16 protein-coding genes and 1 rRNA gene are annotated in these 22,453 nt (G+C 62.3%); 11 read left to right on the top strand and 6 right to left on the bottom strand.

The features are described 5' to 3' along the window. Positions 1-125: 125 nt before the first annotated feature. From rrf to BM416_RS24305, 7 genes are all read left to right on the top strand, one after another. A 5S ribosomal RNA gene (rrf, locus tag BM416_RS24335) occupies positions 126-241 on the top strand. Positions 242-377: 136 nt separating this feature from the next. After that, the gene (gene recC, locus BM416_RS24330) at positions 378-3,827 is read left to right on the top strand and encodes an exodeoxyribonuclease V subunit gamma (RefSeq protein ID WP_092489729.1); all 3,450 of its coding nucleotides are present in this window, start codon (positions 378-380) and stop codon (positions 3,825-3,827) included. Beyond that, positions 3,824-7,498 carry an exodeoxyribonuclease V subunit beta gene (gene recB / locus BM416_RS24325; protein WP_092489728.1) on the top strand — a complete coding sequence of 1,225 codons (3,675 nt, stop codon included), beginning with the start codon at positions 3,824-3,826 and terminating at the stop codon, positions 7,496-7,498. Before recC ends, recB begins: the two co-directional genes overlap by 4 nt. After that, positions 7,495-9,600, top strand: a complete 2,106-nt coding sequence (recD, locus tag BM416_RS24320) for an exodeoxyribonuclease V subunit alpha (protein WP_092489727.1) — start codon at positions 7,495-7,497, stop codon at positions 9,598-9,600. Before recB ends, recD begins: the two co-directional genes overlap by 4 nt. A 12-nt stretch (positions 9,601-9,612) precedes the next feature. Continuing rightward, entirely contained in the window at positions 9,613-10,179 is a 567-nt protein-coding gene (locus tag BM416_RS24315; RefSeq protein WP_092489726.1) for a regulatory sequestration protein YfiR, read from the top strand. Continuing rightward, the gene (locus BM416_RS24310; RefSeq protein ID WP_092489725.1) at positions 10,176-11,438 is read left to right on the top strand and encodes a diguanylate cyclase DgcN/YfiN; all 1,263 of its coding nucleotides are present in this window, start codon (positions 10,176-10,178) and stop codon (positions 11,436-11,438) included. The genes BM416_RS24315 and BM416_RS24310 overlap by 4 nt, the downstream gene beginning before the upstream one ends. A 4-nt stretch (positions 11,439-11,442) precedes the next feature. Further along, positions 11,443-11,934, top strand: a complete 492-nt coding sequence (locus tag BM416_RS24305) for an outer membrane lipoprotein YfiB (RefSeq protein WP_065938979.1) — start codon at positions 11,443-11,445, stop codon at positions 11,932-11,934. 144 nt (positions 11,935-12,078) lie between these two features. Here the strand turns inward: BM416_RS24305 and BM416_RS24300 are convergent, their stop codons facing one another. Then, positions 12,079-13,026, bottom strand: a complete 948-nt coding sequence (locus tag BM416_RS24300; RefSeq protein WP_065925944.1) for a LysR family transcriptional regulator — start codon at positions 13,024-13,026, stop codon at positions 12,079-12,081. A gap of 131 nt (positions 13,027-13,157) precedes the next feature. On the opposite strand from BM416_RS24300, the gene BM416_RS24295 reads away from it, so the two are divergent. Then, a complete protein-coding gene (locus tag BM416_RS24295; RefSeq protein ID WP_092489724.1) occupies positions 13,158-14,675 on the top strand; it encodes a CoA-acylating methylmalonate-semialdehyde dehydrogenase in 1,518 nt (505 codons plus the stop codon). 14 nt (positions 14,676-14,689) lie between these two features. Then, entirely contained in the window at positions 14,690-15,577 is an 888-nt protein-coding gene (mmsB, locus tag BM416_RS24290) for a 3-hydroxyisobutyrate dehydrogenase (protein WP_092489723.1), read from the top strand. Between the two features lie 64 nt (positions 15,578-15,641). Here the strand turns inward: mmsB and BM416_RS24285 are convergent, their stop codons facing one another. Then, positions 15,642-15,986, bottom strand: a complete 345-nt coding sequence (locus BM416_RS24285; RefSeq protein WP_003230905.1) for a cupin domain-containing protein — start codon at positions 15,984-15,986, stop codon at positions 15,642-15,644. Positions 15,987-16,286: 300 nt separating this feature from the next. Between BM416_RS24285 and kynB the strand changes: the two genes are divergently transcribed. Next, the gene (gene kynB / locus BM416_RS24280; protein WP_092489722.1) at positions 16,287-16,937 is read left to right on the top strand and encodes an arylformamidase; all 651 of its coding nucleotides are present in this window, start codon (positions 16,287-16,289) and stop codon (positions 16,935-16,937) included. Continuing rightward, positions 16,934-17,791 (top strand): tryptophan 2,3-dioxygenase, encoded by an 858-nt coding sequence (kynA, locus tag BM416_RS24275; protein ID WP_027607676.1) that lies wholly within the window; start codon positions 16,934-16,936, stop codon positions 17,789-17,791. The genes kynB and kynA overlap by 4 nt, the downstream gene beginning before the upstream one ends. 106 nt (positions 17,792-17,897) lie before the next feature. On the opposite strand, the gene BM416_RS24270 is transcribed toward kynA, so the two are convergent. Genes BM416_RS24270 through antA form a run of 4 tightly spaced genes read right to left on the bottom strand, consistent with a single transcriptional unit; the run spans position 17,898 to position 22,276 of the window. Beyond that, a complete protein-coding gene (locus BM416_RS24270; RefSeq protein WP_027607675.1) occupies positions 17,898-19,301 on the bottom strand; it encodes an amino acid permease in 1,404 nt (467 codons plus the stop codon). A 57-nt stretch (positions 19,302-19,358) separates the two neighbouring features. Continuing rightward, positions 19,359-20,366 carry an anthranilate 1,2-dioxygenase electron transfer component AntC gene (antC, locus tag BM416_RS24265; RefSeq protein WP_092489721.1) on the bottom strand — a complete coding sequence of 336 codons (1,008 nt, stop codon included), beginning with the start codon at positions 20,364-20,366 and terminating at the stop codon, positions 19,359-19,361. 27 nt (positions 20,367-20,393) lie between these two features. Then, positions 20,394-20,885 carry an anthranilate 1,2-dioxygenase small subunit gene (gene antB, locus BM416_RS24260; protein ID WP_092489720.1) on the bottom strand — a complete coding sequence of 164 codons (492 nt, stop codon included), beginning with the start codon at positions 20,883-20,885 and terminating at the stop codon, positions 20,394-20,396. After that, the gene (gene antA, locus BM416_RS24255) at positions 20,885-22,276 is read right to left on the bottom strand and encodes an anthranilate 1,2-dioxygenase large subunit (protein ID WP_092489719.1); all 1,392 of its coding nucleotides are present in this window, start codon (positions 22,274-22,276) and stop codon (positions 20,885-20,887) included. The genes antB and antA overlap by 1 nt, the downstream gene beginning before the upstream one ends. Positions 22,277-22,453 lie beyond the last annotated feature (177 nt).

Raw genomic sequence — 22,453 nt, 5'->3', positions numbered from 1 at the left:
GGCCAGATTGCGGTGTGTGAAGACGCAATGAACCGAAAGTTCGAGATTTCACAAAACACCGACAGCTGTCACATACCCAATTTGCTGAAGCGAGGCCAGCTGGTCACGACTCAGTACCCGAATTTCTTGACGACCATAGAGCATTGGAACCACCTGATCCCATCCCGAACTCAGTAGTGAAACGATGCATCGCCGATGGTAGTGTGGGGTTTCCCCATGTGAGAGTAGGTCATCGTCAAGATTAAATTCCGAAACCCCATTTGCGAGAGCAGATGGGGTTTTGTTTTGCGCGCTCGAAAAGTGCGAAGAGGCGCCTCGGGAGGGTCTTCAGTGCTAAAGTCCATGCCCTCGATTTTGCTTTTCCCAAGGAAGCCGTTATGCCGGATGCGACGTCCCTCAGCGCTGGATTCATGGTGGTTCACGGCAACCGCTTGGACGAACTGCGCAGCCTGGTGGTGAGTTGGATGCGCCGTTATCCGCTGGCGCCCTTGGAAAACGAAATCGCCCTGGTACAAAGCAACGGCATTGCCCAGTGGCTCAAACTGGCCTTGGCTGAAGACCCGCAAGACGACGATATGGGAGGCTGCGGAATTGCCGCCGCCATCGATGTACAGCTCCCCGGCAGCTTCATGTGGCAGCTCTATCGCATGGTCCTGGGACGTGACGAAATCCCTCCAAAATCCCTGCTCGATAAAGCCCCGCTCACTTGGCGCCTGATGCGCCTGCTCCCGGAACTCATCGATCAACAGCACTTCGAGCCGTTGCAACGTTTCTTGACCCACGACTCCGACCTGCGCAAACGCTACCAACTGGCGGAACGACTGGCTGACCTGTTCGACCAATACCAGGTCTACCGCGCTGACTGGCTGGAAGACTGGGCTGCCGGCCGCCATCAATTGCGTAACGGTCGAGGCGAATCAAAGCCACTCAACCCGGCCAACTGCTGGCAGGCCGAGTTATGGCGTGCGCTGTTATTGGACGTCGGTGAAGAGGGCATGGCCGAAAGCCGCGCCGGCGTACACCAGCGCTTCATTGAACGTATCAACGCGCTTGAGCAAGCACCGAAGGGGTTGCCTTCCCGGGTGATTGTCTTCGGGATTTCTTCCTTGCCCGCCCAAGCGCTGGAGGCGCTGGCCGGCCTGGCCCGTTTCAGCCAAGTCCTGCTGTGCGTGCACAACCCGTGTCGCCACCATTGGTCCGACATCGTGGCCGACAAAGACCTGCTGCGTAACGAATACAAACGCCAGGCGCGCAAAGCCGGCATGCCCGTTACCATCGACCCACAAACCCTGCACCAACACGCCCATCCGCTGTTGGCCGCCTGGGGCAAACAAGGTCGTGATTACATCAGCCTGCTGGACAGTTACGACGATCCCAACAGCTACCGCGCCGCTTTTCGCGATGGTCGAATCGACCTGTTCAGCGACAGCGAGCCCACCACACTGCTCAACCAGCTTCAGGACGATATCCTCGAACTGCGCCCGCTCAATGAGACTCGGGAACAATGGCCGGCTGTCGATCTGGAGCGTGATACATCCATCCGCTTCCACATTGCCCACAGCGCCCAACGCGAAGTGGAGATTCTCCACGACCAATTGCTCCAACGCTTCAGCGCCGACCCCACGCTTCGCCCAAGGGACATCATCGTCATGGTCCCCGACGTCGACAGCTATGCGCCCCATATCCGCGCGGTATTCGGTCAACTGGACAGAATCGATCCCCGCTTCATCCCCTTTACCCTCACCGATCAAGGCCAGCGCGGCCGCGATCCCCTGCTGATCGCCGTTGAACACCTGCTCAAACTCCCTGACAGCCGCTTCCCCGTCAGCGAGATTCTCGATCTGTTGGACGTCCCGGCCTTGCGCGAACGCTTCGCCATCAAGGAGCGCGATCTGCCCACGCTGCACCGCTGGATCGAAGGCGCTGGCATCCGTTGGGGCCTCAACGCCGAGCAACGTGCGGGACTCGGTCTGCCGAGTGAACTGGAACAAAACAGCTGGCGATTTGGCCTTCGCCGTATGCTTCTAGGCTACGCCGTCGGCACCGGTGCAGCCTGCGAAGGCATTGAGCCCTACGACGAAATCGGCGGACTTGATGCGGCCTTGATCGGCCCCCTGGTCGCTTTGCTCGATGCCCTCGGCGATGCCCATCAAGCGCTGTCACAACCCGCGCCGCCCCACGAATGGGGCGAGCGTCTGCAACGCCTGATGCAACTCTTCTTCCTACCCAGCAGCGAGCACGACGACTACCTGTTGGGTCAGCTCGAGCAACTCAGGGAAACCTGGTTGGAAACCTGCGAGTCCGTTGGTCTGCAGGATGAGTTACCGCTTACCGTAGTCCGCGAAGCCTGGCTGGCCGGCCTTGACCAAGGACGTCTGTCCCAGCGTTTTCTCGCCGGAGCTGTCAATTTTTGTACCCTGATGCCCATGCGCGCGATCCCGTTCAAGCTGGTGTGCCTGCTCGGCATGAACGATGGCGACTACCCACGCGCCCAGCCACCGCTGGATTTCGACCTGATGGGCAGCGACTACCGTCCCGGCGACCGTTCGCGCCGCGAAGACGACCGTTACCTGCTGCTCGAGGCCCTGCTGTCCGCCCGCGACCAGCTCTATATCAGCTGGGTCGGCCGTAGCATCCGCGATAACAGCGAGCGCCCGGCCTCTGTACTCATCGGCCAACTGCGCGACCATATCGCCAGTGGCTGGCACAACGCACAAGAAACACCGCTACTGGACGCGATGACCCAGGAACACCCGCTCCAACCCTTCAGCGCCCGCTATTTCCACGAAGGTGATGTGCTGTTCAGCTACGCCCGCGAATGGCAGTTACTCCACCAAGCTGTGGATAACGTCCCCAAAGAGGATCAACTGGCGCAGCACCAACAGGAAGAGCCCCTGAGTCTCGGCCAGTTGCAGGACTTCCTGCGCAACCCGGTCAAACACTTCTTCAGCCAGCGTCTGAAAGTGTTCTTCGAAGCCGCTGAAGTACCCTTGGCCGATGAAGAACCCTTCGTGCTTGACGCGCTGCAACGCTACAACCTGAGCGACAGCCTGTTGAACGCTGCGCTGTCCCAGCCCGAACACCTCGACCAGGCCCTCAACGCCCAGGCCCTGCGGCTGCAAGGCAGTGGCCTGTTGCCGATGGTCGGTTTCGGCGAGTGCCTGCGCAACGAACTCATTGAGCCCCTGCCCGACTTGTTGCAACGCTACCAGCAGTTGCTGGCGCTCTGGCCAACGCCACACACTGCCGCAGAGCCGATCAGTTTCGAGCATCAAGGTATAGCGCTGGAAGGCTGGATCAGCGGCCTGCATCGACGCAGTGATGGCGGATTGCTGAGTGTCACCACCATCCCCAATAGCATCGGCTCGATCAAAACACGCAAATGGCATCGACTGATTCGTCCTTGGGTCAATCATGTGGTGGCCTGCGCCTGCGGTCTGTCGTTGAGCACGGGGTTGGTGGCCAGCGACGATACGTTGCTACTGGCCCCGCTGGATCAGCCCATCGCCCGGGAAATCCTCGGCAACCTGCTGTTGGCCTGGCACAGCGGCATGAGAGAACCGCTGCCGGTAGCCGTCAAGACCGCCTTCGCCTGGCTCAGCCAGACCGATCCGGTCAAAGCCCACGCCGCCGCGAGCAAAGCCTATGAAGGCGACGGCCTGACCACCGACGGCGAGCGTCGCGAAACCCCGGCGCTCACCCGACAGTTCCCCGATTACGCCGCCCTGGTCGCCAGCGAAGAGTTCGAAGGCTGGTGCGAAACCTTGTATCGACCGCTCATCAACGCCCCGTGGCGATCACTCACAGGCGAGGAGGCCGGCCCATGAGCAGCAAACCCTTGGCCCTGGCCTTCCCGTTGCATGGCAGCCAGCTGATTGAAGCCAGCGCCGGCACCGGCAAAACCTTCACCATCTCCGCCTTGTACCTGCGTCTGGTCCTTGGCCACGGTGGCGACGAGTCCGGTTTCGGCCGTGAACTGCTGCCGCCGCAAATCCTCGTGGTGACCTTTACCGATGCCGCCACCAAAGAGCTGCGTGAGCGCATCCGCATTCGCCTGGCCGAAGCTGCACGTTTCTTCCGCGAGGAGATTGAACAGCCCGACGCGCTGATCGCCGACCTGCGTGCGCAATACCTCCCCGAGCAATGGCCCGCCTGCGCCAACCGCCTGGACATCGCCGCCCAGTGGATGGATGAAGCGGCGGTTTCCACGATTCACAGTTGGTGCCAGCGCATGCTGCGCGAACACGCGTTCGACAGCGGCAGCCTGTTCATCCAGACCCTGGAAACCGACCACAGTGACCTGCTCGGCGAAGTGCTTCGCGATTATTGGCGACTGTTCTGCTACCCGATGCACGACGACGCACTCAACTGGGTACGCAACAACTGGGGCGGCCCGGCCGCGTTGATGCCACGCGTGCGCGCACTGTTCGGCAGCGAACGGCCGACGGATGAAACCCGCGACCCCGCCGAGTTGATCAACGCTTGCCTGCAAGAACGCCGTGAAGCGTTGATAAACATCAAGGCTCCCTGGCAACAATGGGCCGCCGAGCTACGCGATATCTGCCTGCAAGCCGTAGCCGCCAAAGCCGTTCACGGCCGCAAGATGCAAGCGCGTTACTTCGAGCCCTGGTTCGAAAAGATCAGCGCCTGGGCCGCTGACGAAACCCTCGAGCAACTGGACATCGGCACCGGCTTCACCCGCCTCACCCCCGACGGCATGGCCGAAGCCTGGAAGGGCGACCCGCCGCAACACCCCGGCATCGACGCCATGGCCGGCCTCAAGGCCGCCCTCGACGCGCTGCCAACCCCCGACGCCGCTGTGTTGCAACACGCTGCCGGTTGGGTCGGTAAACGTTTCGAAGAAGAAAAACGCCGTCGCGCCGAAATGGGCTTCGACGACATGCTGATCCGCCTCAACGCCGCCCTGCAGGCCGATGGCGGCGAGCGTCTGGCCAGTGTGATCCGCGAGCAGTTCCCGGTGGCCCTGATCGACGAGTTCCAGGACACCGACCCTGTGCAATACAGCATCTTCGACAGTATTTACCGCATCGAAGAGAACCACCTCGACAGCGGCCTGTTCCTGATTGGCGACCCCAAGCAAGCCATCTACGCCTTCCGCGGCGCCGATATCTACACCTACCTGCGCGCGCGCAAATCCACGCTCGGCCGTCACCACACCCTGGGCACCAACTTCCGTTCCAGCCATGCGATGGTCGACGCGGTGAACCACGTGTTCCTGCGCGCGGAAACCGGCCGCGGCGCGTTCCTGTTCCGGGAGTCGAACGGCGACAACCCGGTGCCGTTCCATCCGGTGCTATCCCAAGGCCGTAAGGAAAAACTGCAGGTCGACGGCCAAACGTTGCCGGCAATGAACCTGTGGCACCTGCCCACCGACCAGCCGGTTTCCAACGCGGTGTACCGCCAACAACTGGCCGGTGCCTGTGCCACCCGGATTGTCGAGCTGCTCAACGGCGGGCAGCAAGGTACGGCCGGTTTCCTGCAAGCGGACGACAGCTTCCAAGGCGTACTGCCGTCGGACATCGCCATCCTCGTGCGCGACGGCAAGGAAGCCCAGGCCGTACGCGCCGAGTTGGCAGCCCGTGGCGTGCGCAGCGTGTACCTGTCCGACAAGGACTCCGTCTTCGCCGCCCAGGAAGCCCACGACCTGCTCGCCTGGCTCAAGGCCTGCGCCGAGCCGGACGTCGAGCGGCCGCTGCGGGCGGCCCTGGCTTGCGTCACCTTGAACCTGTCACTGCCGGAACTGGAGCGTCTGAACCAGGACGAACTGGCGTGGGAAAGCCGCGTGATGCAGTTCCGAGGCTACCGCACGATCTGGCGCACCCAAGGCGTGTTGCCGATGCTGCGTCGCCTGCTGCACGACTTCAAACTGCCGCAAACCCTGATCGTCCGCAGCGACGGCGAACGTGTGCTGACCAACCTGTTGCACCTCAGCGAGTTGTTGCAACAAGCCGCGTCGGAACTGGACGGCGAACAGGCGTTGATCCGCCACCTGGCCGAACACCTGGCGTTGTCCGGCCAGGCCGGCGAAGAGCAAATCCTGCGCCTGGAAAGTGACGAGCAACTGGTCAAGGTGGTGACCATTCACAAATCCAAGGGCCTGGAGTACGACCTGGTCTTCCTGCCTTTCATCTGCTCGGCCAAGCCGGTCGACGGCAGTCGCCTGCCGCTGCATTACCACGACGAACACGGCAAATCCCATGTCAGCCTGCGCCCGACCGCCGAGTTGATCGCCCAGGCCGACGATGAGCGCCTGGCCGAAGACCTGCGTTTGTTCTACGTGGCCCTGACCCGCGCCAAACATGCCTGCTGGCTGGGCGTTGCCGACCTCAAGCGTGGCAACAGCAGCAGCTCGGTACTGCACCTGTCGGCGCTGGGTTACTTGCTCGGCGCCGGTGCGTCGTTGAGTGAATCCGCCGGCCTCGCGCGTTGGCTGTTGGATCTGCAGGACGGCTGCCCGGCCATCCACTACGCCCCAGTGCCCGACGCCCAGGACATCCTGTTCCACCCGCCGCGCAACACTGCCCATTTGCTCGCGCCCTTGTTACCCAAGCGCAAGGCCGCCGAGAACTGGTGGATCGCGTCCTACAGTGCCTTGCGCATTGGCGACAGCATGAGCGTCGCCCACCTTGAAGCGCCCGAAAGCCCACAGGCGCAAAAGCTGTTCGATGACGAACGTCTCGATCCCGATGCACCGCGTGACGTGGCGGCGTCCGGCGCAGACATTCACCGTTTCCCACGCGGTCCGAACCCCGGCACCTTCCTTCACGGCCTGCTGGAGTGGGCCGGGGAAGAAGGCTTCAACGTGACCTCGCAAGCGATCGAACAAGCCGTAGGCGCGCGCTGCAATCGCCGCAACTGGGAAGGCTGGATCGTCACCCTCAGCGACTGGCTGGGCCATCTGCTGCATACGCCGCTGCCGGTGGATAACGACCAGGTCGCCCTGAGCAACCTGCAGCACTACCAGATTGAAATGGAGTTCTGGTTCGCCAGCCATAAAGTCGACGTGCTCGCCCTCGACAAGCTGGTGTGCCAGTACACCCACAACGGTGTGTCCCGCGTCGCCGCCGAAGCAGTGCTGCTCAACGGCATGTTCAAGGGTTTTATCGACCTCACCTTCGAACATGACGGCCGTTACTACGTGGCCGACTACAAATCCAACTGGCTCGGCCCTGACGATTCGGCCTACACCCAGGACGCCATGGAACAGTCGATCCTCGAACATCGGTACGACCTGCAATACGTGCTTTACCTGCTCGCGCTGCATCGTCAACTCAAGGCGCGCCTGCCGGACTATGACTACGACCGGCATGTCGGCGGCGCGCTGTACCTGTTCCTGCGCGGCACCCAGGCTGTCAGCCGAGGGGCGTTTTTCACCCGGCCGCCACGGGAACTGATCGAAGGGCTGGACCTGCTGTTCCAGGGCAAGCCCATCCCGCCCAAGGTTGAGCCTGCCTGGGAACAAGGAGTGTTGTTATGAGCCTGTCGCCGTTACCGCTTGAGGCGTTAGCGCCCTTGAGCCGCGCCGCCGACCTGGTGCACCTGCTGGAGCGTTGGGTTGACCGGGGGTGGCTGCGGGCGTTGGACAAGGCGTTCGTGGGCTTCCTGCACGAGCTCGATCCACATGCCGACCCCTTGGTGCTCCTGGCGGCGGCGCTGACCAGCCACCAACTCGGCCACGGCCATGTGTGCCTGGACCTGTTCGAAACCCTCAACGCGCCGGATTTTGCCCTGTCCCTGCCGCCCGAAGGCGACCTGCAAAGCGGCGCCATGCTGCTGCCGTCGCAATTGCTCGACGGCCTTGATGGCGCCCACTGGTGCCACGCCCTGGCCGCCAGTCCGTTGGTCGCCCTGGCGGTGGACGGCAGCGAATCGGCACACAGTCGTCCCTTGGTACTGTCGGGTAAACGCCTGTACCTGCGCCGCTACTGGACTTACGAACGACGTATCGACAGCGCCTTGCGCCTGCGTCTCGCCACCCAGGAACGCGTCGCCGCCGATTTGCCCCAGCGCTTGAATGGCTTGTTTGACCAGCCGGCGCCCGATGGCGTGATCGACTGGCAGAAACTCGCCTGCGCCCTGGCCACCCGCGGTGCATTCAGCATCGTCACCGGCGGCCCCGGCACCGGCAAGACCACCACGGTGGTGCGCCTGCTCGCGCTGTTGCAGGCGCCGGCCGTAGAGTCCGGCAGCCCGTTGCGCATCCGGCTGGCCGCGCCGACCGGTAAAGCCGCGGCGCGCTTGACCGAATCCATCAGCCAGCAAGTGCTGTCGCTGACAGTGCCGCAAAGCGTGAAGGAAAAGATCCCGACCCAGGTCACCACGGTCCACCGCTTGCTGGGCAGTCGCCCGGGCACTCGGCACTTCCGCCATCACCTTGGCAACCCGTTGCCCCTGGATGTGCTGGTGGTGGACGAAGCCTCGATGATCGACCTGGAAATGATGGCTAACCTGCTGGATGCGTTACCGCCCCACACGCGCCTGGTGCTGCTGGGCGACAAGGACCAACTCGCCTCGGTGGAGGCCGGCGCCGTACTCGGTGATTTGTGCCGCGACGCCGAAGCTGGCTGGTACAGCCCCGACACCCGCCAATGGCTGCAAACCGTCAGCGGCGAAGACCTCAGCGCCAGTGGCCTGCACGGAGACCTCGATGGCAGCCATCCCTTGGCTCAGCAAGTGGTGATGTTGCGCTACTCACGGCGTTTCGGCGAAGGCAGCGGCATCGGCCAACTGGCGCGCTGGGTCAACCAGCAAAACGCCGACGAGGCGCGCAAGCTGCTGGCCGCGCGCAGCCACAGCGACCTGTTCTGCGTCAGCCTCAAAGGTGAGCACGACCACGCCCTGGAGCGCCTGGTGCTGGACGGGCAGGGCGACGGCGCCCAGGGTTATCGCTATTACCTCAACCTGCTGCACAGCGCGCGCCCCACCGTCGACACCCCGCGCGATGACCTCGCCTGGACCCACTGGGCCCAGCAACTGCTGCAAGCCTTCGATGCGTTCCAACTGCTCTGCGCCGTGCGCAAGGGGCCTTGGGGGGTGGAAGGGCTGAACCTGCGCATCACGGCCGCCTTGCGCAAAGTGCGGCTGATCGAGGGGGATGAGCAATGGTACGAAGGCCGTCCGGTGTTGATGACGCGCAACGACTACGGCCTGGGCTTGATGAACGGCGATATCGGCATTGCCCTCAAACTGCCTGAAAGCGACGGCGGCCCCCAGGTGCTGCGGGTGGCTTTCCCACGTAACGATGGCCAGGGTGGCGTGCGCTTTGTCCTGCCCAGCCGTCTCAATGATGTGGAAACCGTGTACGCCATGACCGTGCACAAATCCCAGGGCTCGGAGTTCACCCACACCGCGCTGATCCTGCCGGACGCGCTGAACCCGGTGCTCACCAAAGAGTTGATCTACACCGGCATCACCCGCGCCAAGCGCTGGTTCAGCCTGATCGAACCCCGGGGCGGGGTGTTTGAAGAGGCCGTACGACGCAAGGTCAAACGCTTGAGTGGGTTGATGCTGGAGTTGGGTCAGGAGTCAGAAATATCTGACGCTGTGCTATCGTTGCGGCATCACCCCGAAAACACCTGAGAGAATCGTTGCATGAACCTGGCCGTCTCGCCCACAGAGCTTAGTTTGAGCTGGAGACGCTTGCTGCTGGTGGCGATTCTATGCCTGCTGGCGCCCCGCGTATTTGCCGAGGCCCCAGGCCCGGCTGACCAGCGCGCCCAGGCGGTCACCCAGGTGGTACTCGGTATCCTCAGCTATGCCCGCTGGCCAGTAGAGCCTGCGCAACTGCGCCTGTGCATCGTCGGCCCGACCCAATACACCGACGACCTGATCAAAGGCACCATCCAGGCCACCGGCCGTCCGGTCGTGGTGCGGCGCCTGCTGGCCGACCATCCCGATATCGTCAACGCCTGCGACGCCGTGTACATCGGCAAACTCAGCAATGACGAACGCAGCCGCCTGTTTGCCTCGTTGATCGGCCACCCGGTGCTCAGCATCAGCGAAGGCGGCGACCAATGCACCGTGGGCAGCCTGTTCTGCCTGCGGGTAAGCGATGAGCAAGTGTCGTTTGAGGTCAACCTCGACTCGGTGGCGCGCAGCGGCGTGCGCATTCATCCCAGCGTGTTGCAACTGTCACGGCGCCGGGCGCCCGCCTCATGAGAGCAGTGAACGTACGACCTACCCTGCGTTCCGTCATCGGTCGAGGGCACATGATCCTGGCGCTGGTGGCGGTAACGCTGGCCAGTGTCTCCCTGACCCTGCTCGGCGTGTTGGCGCTGCGGGTCTACGCCGAACACAACCTGCACCTGATCGCCCGCTCCATCAATTACACCGTGGAAGCGGCCGTGGTGTTCAACGACCGCGGCGCCGCCACCGAAGCCCTCAGCCTGATTGCCTCCACCGAAGAAGTCGCCCAGGCTGACGTGTTCGATAGCAGTGGCCGGCTGTTGGCGCACTGGGAACGCCCGGAAACCGGCATGCTCTCCCGGGTTGAACTGGCGCTGGCGCATACCCTGCTCGAACAGCCCATCAGCCAGCCGATCCTCCACCAGGGGCGCACCATCGGCAGTATTCACCTGACCGGCCACGGCGGTAGCCTGCTGCGTTTCCTGCTCAGCGGCCTGGCGGGGATCCTGATCTGCACCGTCCTCAGTGCCTGGGTCGCCCTGCACTTGGCGCGGCGTCTGTTGCGTGGCATTACGGAGCCGCTGCAAAGCCTCGCCGCCGTGGCCCACGCCGCCCGCAGCGAGCGTGACTTCGACCGCCGCGTGCCGCCGGCCCGCATCGCCGAACTCGATAGCCTGGGCAGCGACTTCAATGCCCTGCTCGGCGAGATGGAAGCCTGGCAAAACCATCTGCAAAGCGAAAACGAAACCCTCGCCCACAAGGCCAACCACGACAGCCTTACCGGTCTGCCCAACCGCGCGTACTTCGAAGGCCGCCTGATTCGCGCGCTGCGCAGCGCCGCCAAGGCCAAGGAGCAGGTGGCCGTGCTGTACCTCGACAGCGACCGGTTCAAAGAGATCAATGACAGCTTCGGCCATGCCGCAGGTGATGCCGTGCTGGTGGCTGTCGCCGAGCGGGTGCGTGCGCAATTGCGTGAAGATGACCTGGTGGCGCGCCTGGGCGGTGACGAGTTCGCCATCCTGCTGGCGCCGCTGCACAAGGTCGAAGACGCCCAGCGCATCGCCGAAAAAATCATCGCCAGCATGGACATGCCGATTGCCGTGCCCGGCAGCACCCAGGTATTGACCTCCCTCAGTATCGGGATCGCCATCTACCCCGAACATGGCGTCACACCCGGCACCTTGCTCAATGCCGCCGATGCGGCGATGTACCAGGCCAAGCGTTTGTCCTCGGGGGGCCAGCAAACGGCGGAGCCGGAGAGCCCCGTCGTCAACGTTCAACACAGGAGTTGATTCCTTGTTCTCGACCGCGCGTTTTATGTTTATCACCCTGCTGGTGGCACTGCTCGCCCTGGGCGGTTGCCAGACGGCGCCTCCCAAAGGCCTGACCCCGGCGCAAGTCGCCGTCCTCAAGCAACAGGGCTTCGAGCTTACCGATGACGGCTGGGCGTTCGGCCTGTCCGGCAAAGTGCTGTTTGGCAGTGACGTCGAAACCCTTAACCAACCCAGCACCGACATCGTCCAGCGCATCGGCAAGGCCCTGCTGGGTGTAGGCATCGAGCGCGTACGCGTCGATGGCCACACCGACGGCTCGGGCAAGGAAACCTACAACCAGCAACTGTCCCTGCGCCGCGCGAAAAGCGTGGCCACGGTGCTGCAGGGCGTGGGCATGAAAGAGGAAAACATTCAGTTGCGTGGTCTGGGCAGCAGTAAACCGGTGGCCGCCAACGACACAGCGGCAGGGCGTACCGAGAATCGGCGGGTGTCGATTGTGGTGATCGCGGACTGAGCCGGCAGTCCGATTTCAATCTGAAACCCAATCAAAATGTGGGAGAGGGCTTGCCACCTCCCACATTCGAACGGTGTTCGATTAATTGGCCGGAGATTCTCTAGGAACCTCCTGCAATTTAAGGGGAGTTATCGTTGCTGGCCCTTAATCCGCAAACCGCATCTCCCGCGTCTCCCCCATCAACAACCCTTGGTTCTGCTCCGTCACTTCCCTGATGTAATCCCACAACAACGTAATCCGCTTCAACTTCCTCAGATCCTCCCGGCAATACATCCAAAACTGGCGAGTGATCGCAATCTGCTCCCCCAACACCGGCAGCAACCGTGGATCCTGCGCCGCCAGAAAGCACGGCAAGATCGCCATCGACCGCCCTTGCTGCGCCGCCACGTACTGCGCAATCACGCTGGTACTGCGCAAACTCGCGCTGGCGCCGGGCACTACGTTCGCCAGGTAAAGCAGCTCCGAGCTGAAGGCCAGATCATCCACATAGCTGATAAACGGATGCTCGGCCAAATCTGCCGGTTTGTGGATAGGCGGGTGTTGGTCGAGGTATTCCTGGGTCGCGTACAGCTGCAGTTTGTAATCGCACAGTTTGCAGCACACGTAGGGCCCGTGTTCCGGGCGTTCCAGGGCGATGACGATGTCGGCTTCGCGCTTGGACAGGCTGATGAAGTGGGGCAGGGGCAGGATGTCGACCGAGATGGCGGGGTAGGTGTCGACGAAGTGGCTCAACTGCGGGGTGACGAAGAAGCTGCCGAAGCCTTCGGTGCAGCCCATGCGCACATGGCCGGACAGCGCCACGCCGGAGCCGGACACCTGTTCGCAGGCCATGTGCAGGGTGCTTTCGATGGACTCGGCGTAGCCCAGCAAACGCTGGCCTTCGGGGGTGAGGACGAAGCCGTTGGTCCGGGATTTTTCGAACAGCAGCGTACCGAGGGACACTTCCAATGAGCTGATGCGCCGCGACACGGTGGTGTAGTCCACCGCCAGGCGCTTGGCGGCGACGCTGGCCTTGCGGGTGCGGGCCACTTCGAGGAAAAACTTCAGGTCATCCCAATTCAGGGAGCCCAGTGATGTGATGTTTTTTTGCATATTGGACCGGCTTTTATGTGCGTTCTTATTAGAGATTTGCACATCTATACTCCAAAAACAGTCCGAACGCCTCATTCTTCAAGGCGATTCAAGCGCCTTGTCTCTGTATAAATATAAGAGTTGGAGACCACATGAACGCATCTGCCGATATTTCCGTGCAACAGGTCAAGTTGCTGATCAATGGTGAGTGGGTCGAGTCCAAGACCACCCATTGGCAAGACATCGTCAACCCGGCCACCCAGCAAGTGCTGGCCAAAGTCCCGTTCGCCACGGCCGATGAAGTCAATGCCGCCATCGACGCCGCCCATCAAGCCTTCCAGACCTGGAAGCTGACGCCGATCGGCGCGCGCATGCGCATCATGCTCAAGCTGCAAGCCCTGATCCGCGAACACTCCAAGCGTATCGCGGTGGTCCTCAGCGCCGAGCAGGGCAAGACCATTGCCGATGCCGAGGGCGATATTTTCCGTGGCCTGGAAGTGGTGGAGCACGCCTGCTCCATCGGCACCCTGCAAATGGGTGAGTTCGCCGAGAACGTCGCCGGTGGCGTCGATACCTACACCCTGCGCCAACCCATCGGCGTGTGTGCCGGCATTACCCCGTTCAACTTCCCGGCAATGATTCCGCTGTGGATGTTCCCGATGGCCATCGCCTGCGGTAACACCTTCGTCCTCAAGCCGTCCGAACAGGACCCGCTGTCGACCCTGCTGTTGGTGGAGCTGGCGCTGGAAGCCGGCGTACCGGCGGGTGTGCTCAACGTGGTGCACGGCGGCAAGGACGTGGTGGATGCGCTGTGCACCCATAAAGACATCAAGGCGGTGTCCTTTGTCGGTTCGACTGCCGTCGGCACTCACGTCTACGACTTGGCCGGCAAGCACGGCAAGCGCGTGCAGTCGATGATGGGCGCCAAGAACCACGCCGTGGTGCTGCCGGATGCCAACCGTGAACATACCCTCAATGCCCTCGTCGGTGCCGGTTTCGGCGCGGCGGGCCAACGTTGCATGGCCACCTCGGTGGTGGTGCTGGTGGGCGCGGCCAAGCAATGGCTGCCGGATCTGAAAGCGCTGGCGCAAAAGCTCAAGGTCAACGCCGGCAGCGAAGCGGGCACGGATGTCGGCCCGGTGATCTCCAAGCGCGCCAAGGCCCGCATCCTGGAATTGATCGAAAGCGGCGTGAAAGAGGGCGCCAAGCTCGAACTGGACGGCCGCGACATCCAGGTGCCGGGCTTCGAGCACGGCAACTTCGTCGGCCCGACCCTGTTCTCGGGCGTGACCACCGATATGCAGATCTACACCCAGGAAATCTTCGGCCCGGTGCTGGTGGTGCTGGAAGTCGACACCCTCGACCAGGCGATTGCGCTGGTCAACGCCAACCCGTTCGGCAACGGCACCGGCCTGTTCACCCAGAGCGGGGCGGCGGCGCGTAAATTCCAGAGCGAAATCGATGTGGGCCAGGTCGGTATCAACATCCCGATCCCGGTGCCGGTGCCGTTCTTCAGCTTCACCGGTTCCCGTGGCTCCAAGCTCGGCGACCTCGGCCCGTACGGCAAGCAAGTGGTGCAGTTCTACACCCAGACCAAGACCGTCACCAGCCGCTGGTTCGACGACGACACGGTCAACGATGGCGTCAACACCACCATCAACCTGCGCTGATTCGGGAGACGACCATGAAGATTGCATTTATCGGCTTGGGCAACATGGGCGCGCCGATGGCCCGCAACCTGATCAAGGCCGGCCATGGGCTGAACCTGTTCGACCTGAACCAGACGGTGCTCAAGGAACTCGCCGAATTGGGCGGCAACATCAGCGACTCGCCGCGTGACGCTGCCCAAGGCGCCGAGCTGGTGATCACCATGCTGCCCGCCGCCGCCCATGTGCGCAGTGTCTGGCTGAATGAAGACGGTGTACTGGCGGGGATCGGCAACGGCGTGCCTGCGGTGGATTGCAGCACCATCGACCCACAGACCGCGCGCGACGTCGCCGCTGCTGCCGCCAAGCAAGGCGTGGTGATGGCCGACGCACCGGTCTCCGGCGGCACCGGCGGGGCGCAGGCCGGGACCCTGACCTTCATGGTCGGCGCCACCCCGGCACTGTTCGCCACCCTGCAACCGGTGCTGGCACAGATGGGCCGTAACATCGTGCACTGCGGCGATGTGGGCACCGGGCAAATCGCCAAGATCTGCAACAACCTGCTGCTCGGCATCAGCATGGTCGGCGTCAGCGAAGCCATGGCCTTGGGCGACGCGCTGGGCATCGATACCCAGGTGCTGGCCGGGATCATCAACAGCTCCACCGGGCGTTGCTGGAGTTCCGACACCTACAACCCATGGCCGGGCGTGATCGAAACCGCGCCGTCGTCCCGTGGCTATACCGGCGGGTTCGGCGCCGATTTGATGCTCAAGGACCTGGGGCTGGCCACCGAAGCGGCGCGCCAGGCCAAGCAACCGGTGATCCTCGGTGCGGTGGCCCAGCAGTTGTATCAATCGATGAGTCAGCGCGGCGAAGGGGGCAAGGACTTTTCGGCGATCATCAACAGCTATCGCAAACCCGAATAAACTGACTGTGGCGAGCGGGCTTGCCCCGCTCACCACAAAAAATCAGTTCACTGGAAGAGGCGGCTCAAGCAAACACAAAATACTTACGTACTGTCTCGACCACCTCCCACGTCCCCTTCATCCCTGGCTCCACCACAAAGATATCCCCAGCCCGCAAGTGAATCGGCTCCATCCCCTCAGGCGTGATCACGCAGTAGCCTTCCTGGAAATGGCAGTATTCCCATTTCACATATTCGACATACCACTTGCCCGGCGTGCAGATCCAGGTGCCCATGATCTTGCTGCCGTCTTCGCTGGTGTAGGCGTTGAGGTTGACGGTGTGCGGGTCGCCTTCGAGCTTTTCCCATTTGCAGGCATCCAGGACCGGCAGGGGGTGGGTGTCGCGCAGTACGGTGATGGGCTTGGACATGATGACTCCGAGGCAGGGAATGGAAAGATCCACCCTAAGGCCTGGGGCGTTGCGCCAGTGGTCTGAACTCGACATCGGGATGCCCAGAAGCGCAGGTGAACACGACTCCTCAGGCCATGTGCAGTCAATGTGGGAGGGGGCTTGCCCCCGATGGCGCCGGGTCAGTCGACACTTTTGAGCGTGAATCAGTCGTTTCCTCGCAGTAAGTGCGAAAGAAGTCACTCTCGGCGCACGAATTCGCAAGAAAATTCACGTCTGGCCCTCGTATCATTCACCCCAGTAACCGCCGAGAGCCTTCGAATGACCTCAATAAAAACGTGGTGGGATATCAGCCCGCCCTTGAGCATGGCAACCCCGACCTGGCCGGGCGATACGCCGTTCCAGGAAGAGCGTGTGTGGCAGTTCGGCCCGGAGTGCCCGGTGAATGTCGGGCGCATCACCTTGTCGCCGCACACCGGCGCCCATGTGGATGCGCCGCTGCATTACAGCGCCGACGGAGCGCCGATTGGCGAAGTGTCGCTGGAGGTGTACATGGGCCCGTGCCGGGTACTGCATTGCCTGGACAGCGGTGCGCTGGTCCAGCCCCATCAGTTGGACGGGCGTGTGGATAACCTGCCGGAGCGCGTGCTGTTGCGTACTTATCCACAAGCACCGCTGACCGAATGGGATTCGAACTTCACCGCCATCGCCCCGCAGACCGTTGAACTGCTGGCCAGCCTGGGTGTGCGCCTGATCGGGATCGACACGCCCTCCCTGGACCCGCAACAGTCCAAGACCATGGATGCCCACAACGCCGTGGCGCGGCATGGCATGGCGATCCTTGAAGGCATCGTGCTCGACGACGTACCGGAGGGCGACTACGAACTGATCGCCCTGCCGCTGCGTTTCGCCAACCTGGACGCCAGCCCGGTCCGTGCCATTCTCCGTCCGCTCAAGGAGCCCACGCGATGAGCCAATGTCCTTTCTCTGCCGACTACCAGCCACCGGAAGAATGGCATAACGCCGAACTGAATTTTTCCGAGTCCATGAGCTATGGCGACTACCTGGACCTGGGCAAAGTGCTCAGCGCCCAGCACCCGCTGTCGCCGGACCACAACGAAATGCTCTTCATCATCCAGCACCAGACCTCCGAGCTGTGGATGAAGCTGATGCTCCACGAACTCAAGGCCGCCCGCGAACACGTGCGCCTGGGCGAGCTGCCGCCGGCATTCAAGATGCTGGCGCGGGTATCGCGGATCTTCGATCAACTGGTGCACGCCTGGGCGGTGCTGGCGACCATGACACCGTCAGAGTACAAGGCGATTCGCCCGTTCCTGGGGCAGTCGTCGGGGTTCCAGTCGTTCCAGTACCGCGAGATCGAATTTATCCTCGGCAACAAGAGCCCGGCGCTGTTGCGCCCCCATGCCCATCGGCCTGAGTTGTTGCAGGCGTTGCAGGTGGCGATTGCTACGCCGTCGCTGTATGACGAGGCGATCAACCTGATGGTCAAGGCGGGCCTGGCGATTGACCCCAAGCGTGCCGAGCGCGACCCGACGGCGGCGACCGTTCACGATGAGTCGGTGGAGGCGGCGTGGCGTGAGGTGTATCGCGACCCGAGCCGGTATTGGGACTTGTATCAATTGGCCGAGAAGTTTATCGACCTGGAGGATTCGTTCCGCCAATGGCGTTTCCGGCATGTGACCACGGTGGAGCGGATTATCGGCTTCCAGCCCGGCACCGGCGGCACCGAGGGCGTGGGTTACCTGCGCAAGATGCTCGATACCGTGCTGTTCCCCGAGCTGTGGCGAGTGCGCTCCACGCTGTAAACGCAATCAAATGTGGGAGGGGGCTTGCCCCCGATGGCGGAGGGTCAGTGGACACATAAGTGACTGACACACTGCTATCGGGGGCAAGCCCCCTCCCACATGGATATTACTGCGCAGCGGCGACCGCTTTCGTCTTACTCACTCGCAACCGGTAGGCCACATAGATAACCCCCACCCAAACCGGCATCGCATACACCGACTCGCGAATCCCCGGGATCGCCAGCATCACGCTGATGATCATCAGCATGAACGCCAGGCACAGGTAGTTGCTGAACGGGAACCAGAAGGTCTTGAACGACGGTGTTACCCCTTGCTCACCCATGGCCTTGCGGAACTTGATATGGGTGATGCTGATCAGCGCCCAGTTGATCATCAGCGAGGCAACCACCAGCGCGAACAGCAGCTCCAGGGCACTTTGCGGTGCCACGTAATTGACCACCACGCACAGCATCGTCACCAGCGCCGAGATCGCCAGGGCTCGCAGCGGTACGCCTTGCTTGTTGAGTTTCATCAGCGCTTTCGGCGCATCGCCTTGCTCGGCCAGGCCGAACAGCATGCGGCTGTTGCAGTACACGCCGCTGTTGTACACCGACAGCGCCGCGGTCAGCACCACGAAGTTGAGGATGTGGGCGGCGGTGTCGTTGCCGATCAGCGAGAAGATCTGCACAAACGGGCTGCCGCTGTAGGCATCGCCCGACGCGCCGAGGGTTTGCAGCAGTTGATCCCATGGGTACAACGACAGCAGCACGGTCAATGCGCCGACGTAGAAAATCAGGATCCGGTACACCACCTGGTTGATCGCCTTGGGGATCACCTTGCGGGGCTCACTGGCCTCGGCAGCGGTGATACCCACCAGCTCCAGGCCGCCGAACGAGAACATGATGAAGGCCATGGACATCAACAGCCCCATGCCGCCATTCGGGAAGAACCCGCCGTGGCTCCACAGGTTGCTGACCGACGCTTGCGGGCCGCCGGTGCCGCTGAACAGCAGGTAGCAGCCGAGCACGATCATGCCGACAATCGCCACCACCTTGATGATCGCAAACCAGAACTCCGCTTCACCGAAGAACTTCACGTTCAGGGTGTTGATCAGGTTCACCGCGACAAAGAACACCAGGGCGCTGACCCAGGTCGGGATCTGCGGCCACCAGAACTGGATGTACTTGCCCACCGCAGTCAGCTCGGCCATGCCCACCAGCACGTAGAGTACCCAGTAGTTCCAGCCGGCCAGGAAGCCCGCGTAACCGCCCCAGTATTTGTGCGCGAAGTGGCTGAACGAGCCGGCCACCGGTTCTTCGACGATCATCTCGCCGAGCTGGCGCATGATCAGGAACGCGATGAAACCGGCGATCGCGTAGCCCAGGATCATCGACGGCCCTGCCGACTTGAGTACCCCGGCCGAACCGAGGAACAGCCCCGTGCCTATCGCCCCGCCCAAGGCGATCAACTGAATATGCCGGTTCTTAAGGCCACGCTTGAGGCCTGCCGGGTTAACCATGTCATCCGCCATTAACGTTCCCTTCTACTTGTTTTTCTCGGGGTAGAACCCCTCAGAAGTGCTGAGGAGTCAGATATTACTCTGCGTAAACTTTTCGTAATACAGCTGAACGCCATCAAGTGCCTGATCCGACAGCCATTGTTGGATGGATTCGACCATTGGCGGAGGGCCGCACACGTACATATCCGCCAATCCGTCGCGCAATTCGGCCAGGTCGAAATGCTCGGTGAGGTAGCCGCGCTTGCCGGGCCATTCAGGTGACGGTGCGCTCAGTACTTCGGTGTAGCGAAAGCCGCGGATTGTCGAGGCGTATTGATGGATACGCTGCGCTTCACATAAATCCTCGGCCCCGCGCACGCCATAGTACAGGTGCACCGGCTGCTCGCAGCCCGTGGCGGCCAGTTCATCGAGCATGCCCAGTAACGCCGACAATCCGGTGCCGCCGGCCACCAGCACCAGCGGTTTGCTGACATGGCGCAGGTAGAACGCACCCAGTGGCGCCTCCATCAGCAACCCATCGCCGACGTGGCAACGTTCCCGCAGGTAATTGCTCATCACCCCATCCGGCAGCAGGCGGATCAGGAATTGCAGCCGGTTGCCCGGCAGGTTGGCGAACGAGTAGGAACGCCAACAGTCGGTGCCGGGCACCGAGATGCGCGCATATTGGCCCGGCAGGAAATCCAGCGCCGTGTCCAACCGCACGGTCAAGATCGCCGTACTGGCCGACACCTGCTGCACCTCGCTCACCGTGCCACGCACCTGCACCGGCCCCGGCGCATTGCACAGGCTCGAATCGAAGTCGAAGTAGAACGCCGCGTCGGACTTCACCCGGGTCTGGCAACTGAGCATCTTGCGCTGTTGCAGTTCGAGGCTGGAGAGGGCTTCCTCGTCCACATAGTCCTGGGTGTAATCCCCCGATTCACACCGGCCCTGGCAGGTGCCGCATACGCCTTCGCGGCAATCCAGGGGGATCTTGATGCCATTGCGCAGCGCCGCATCCAACAGGATTTCATTTGCGCCCACCGGGAAAAACAGAGTCTTGCCGTCGGCAAAACTGAAGGCCACTTTGTGATTCATTCACGGAAACTCCACGCGTGATGTGCTTCAAAGGTGATAGAAATCCAGCACCGAATTAATGGTGTCGTTAAGCAGCAGCGCATGCTTGCGAGTGATCAGCCAACTGTCGCCATGGGGCCTGAGGCGATAGGTGGCATGCCCGTAGAACTGCTCCGATATGGCCAGCCGATAGAACAGCGTGTGCCAGTTCAACCGGACCTCCAGCGTGCCGTCCGGCTGCTCGGCAATGCGTACGTTGTTGATCAGGTGCAAGGTGCGCGGCATCGGTGTAGCGGAGGCCGCCTTGCCGGTGCGCAGGCGAAACACGCGGTCTTCCAGGCCCGAACGGTTGGCGTAGTAGATCAGCGACATCTCGCGCTTGGGGTCGCGGGTGTAGACGTGCTCCGAGTCCCATTGCGGCAGGTGGAATTCGCTCTGGGGGTCGAACAACTGCACGTAGGCGTCCCAGTCCTGGGCGTCGCACAGCTCGGACTTAAGGTAGAAAAACTGCTCGATCCGATACTGCAATGGCGCATTCATCATTCCACCTCCCGCAGTGTCAGCGCTTGTTGATCCAGGCCCTTGAGCAGGAACTGCTGCCAGTTGCGGTGCTGGTTGACGTACAGGCCTTCATGGGTGAATTCGGTGCCGGTCATGGCCGGCGAGATGCCGATGGCTTCGCTGTTCGGCGTGGGGCCGGTCTCCCAGCGATGGCTGCCGCGTGAAATATCGCTCCAGCGTTCCAGGCGGCCCTGGAAACCACGCTGGGCTTCGCGGAACTCCACCAGGTCGTCCGGAGTGCCCATGCCCGAGACGTTGAAGAAGTCCTCGAACTGGCGAATACGGTTTTCGCGGTCGGCGTCGGATTCGCCCTTCACCCCCAGGCACTGGCTGATGATCTCGGTCTTGTTCCACGCCACCGGACGAATGATGCGCAGCTGCGAGCTGATCTGGTCGAGGAAGAACAGGCTCGGATAGATATTCAGGTTACGCAGGCGGTGCATCATCCACTCGGCCTTCTGCTGGCCGTGCTCTTGTACCAGGCGCGGCATGATGGTGGCGTAGCCGGAGCGCACGCTGGGGTTGGGCATGTCGCTGAACAGCACGCTGTGGCCATTGTTGAAGGCGAACCAGCCGTCATCGGTGTTGGCGTCGCCGGCGCCGAGCTTGCTGTAGTCCAGGGTGCTGGCGGACCCGCTGCCGTTCTCGGTATTCACCTGCTGGCGATGCTGCACCGTGGCCACGTAGTTGTAGTGCACGGTGCTGACGTGATACCCGTCCAGGCCGTTTTCGTTTTGCAGTTTCCAGTTGCCGTCGTAGGTGTAGGCCGACTTGCCCGGCAGCACCTCCAACACACCGGTGGCCGACTGCGCGACCATCATGTCGAAGAACACTTTGGCATCGCCGAGGAAGTCGTCCAGGCTGTCACGGCCATTCACGTCCAGGCTGATGAAGACGAAACCCTTGTAGCTCTCGATGCGGGCCTTTTTCAGGCCGCGCGTTGCCTTGTCGAAACTTTCCGGATATTCCCCCGGCGCCTTGACCTTCACCAGCCGGCCATCGCTCTTGTAGCACCAGGCGTGGAACGGACAGGTGAAGGTCGACTGGTTGCCCTTGCCGACCCGGGTGAGGGTGGTGCCGCGATGCTGGCAGGCGTTGACCAGCGCATTGAGCCGGCCCTCGCCATCACGGGTAATGATCATCGGCTGGCGCCCGGCGCGCATCGTCACGAAGTCATGATGATTGGCCAGTTCGCTTTCATGGCAGGCGTAGATCCAGTTCTTCTCGAAGATCAACTCCATCTCAAGATCGAACAGTTCCGGCTCGGTGAACATGTCGCGGGCGATGCGGAACACGGCGTCTGCCGGGCGAAAATCCAGGCAGCTCTCGATAAAGCTTTTCCATTGCTCGACGCTTCTTGCACCACTCATGGGAGGCACCTTTTGATAATGGCTGAACAGGTGAGCCATTAAGAGGCTGCGACAAGGTGGCGGGCTATCCGCTTAATGAGGGAAGGTGGGCCGCAAAGTTGGGCAGCAAATACCCACGGTGGTGCAGGGCGGTGACGCGACGCGCTACCGTCTGGCGAGGCAAGGGGCGTCAACACC

Origin of the sequence: Pseudomonas sp. NFACC42-2 (genome assembly GCF_900116055.1) — a bacterium.
GTDB lineage: Bacteria > Pseudomonadota > Gammaproteobacteria > Pseudomonadales > Pseudomonadaceae > Aquipseudomonas > Aquipseudomonas marginalis.
This window is presented reverse-complemented; position numbering and strand designations above follow the sequence as displayed.

Coding starts and splice junctions, on each gene's coding strand:
- kynB (WP_092489722.1), top strand. CDS start 16,287: ATGACCTCAATAAAAACGTGGTGGGATATCAGCCCGCCCTTGAGCATG.
- kynA (WP_027607676.1), top strand. CDS start 16,934: ATGAGCCAATGTCCTTTCTCTGCCGACTACCAGCCACCGGAAGAATGG.
- BM416_RS24270 (WP_027607675.1), bottom strand. CDS start 19,301: ATGGCGGATGACATGGTTAACCCGGCAGGCCTCAAGCGTGGCCTTAAG.
- mmsB (WP_092489723.1), top strand. CDS start 14,690: ATGAAGATTGCATTTATCGGCTTGGGCAACATGGGCGCGCCGATGGCC.
- recB (WP_092489728.1), top strand. CDS start 3,824: ATGAGCAGCAAACCCTTGGCCCTGGCCTTCCCGTTGCATGGCAGCCAG.
- antB (WP_092489720.1), bottom strand. CDS start 20,885: ATGAATGCGCCATTGCAGTATCGGATCGAGCAGTTTTTCTACCTTAAG.
- recC (WP_092489729.1), top strand. CDS start 378: ATGCCGGATGCGACGTCCCTCAGCGCTGGATTCATGGTGGTTCACGGC.
- antA (WP_092489719.1), bottom strand. CDS start 22,276: ATGAGTGGTGCAAGAAGCGTCGAGCAATGGAAAAGCTTTATCGAGAGC.
- BM416_RS24310 (WP_092489725.1), top strand. CDS start 10,176: ATGAGAGCAGTGAACGTACGACCTACCCTGCGTTCCGTCATCGGTCGA.
- BM416_RS24285 (WP_003230905.1), bottom strand. CDS start 15,986: ATGTCCAAGCCCATCACCGTACTGCGCGACACCCACCCCCTGCCGGTC.
- BM416_RS24295 (WP_092489724.1), top strand. CDS start 13,158: ATGAACGCATCTGCCGATATTTCCGTGCAACAGGTCAAGTTGCTGATC.
- BM416_RS24315 (WP_092489726.1), top strand. CDS start 9,613: ATGAACCTGGCCGTCTCGCCCACAGAGCTTAGTTTGAGCTGGAGACGC.
- recD (WP_092489727.1), top strand. CDS start 7,495: ATGAGCCTGTCGCCGTTACCGCTTGAGGCGTTAGCGCCCTTGAGCCGC.
- BM416_RS24300 (WP_065925944.1), bottom strand. CDS start 13,026: ATGCAAAAAAACATCACATCACTGGGCTCCCTGAATTGGGATGACCTG.
- antC (WP_092489721.1), bottom strand. CDS start 20,366: ATGAATCACAAAGTGGCCTTCAGTTTTGCCGACGGCAAGACTCTGTTT.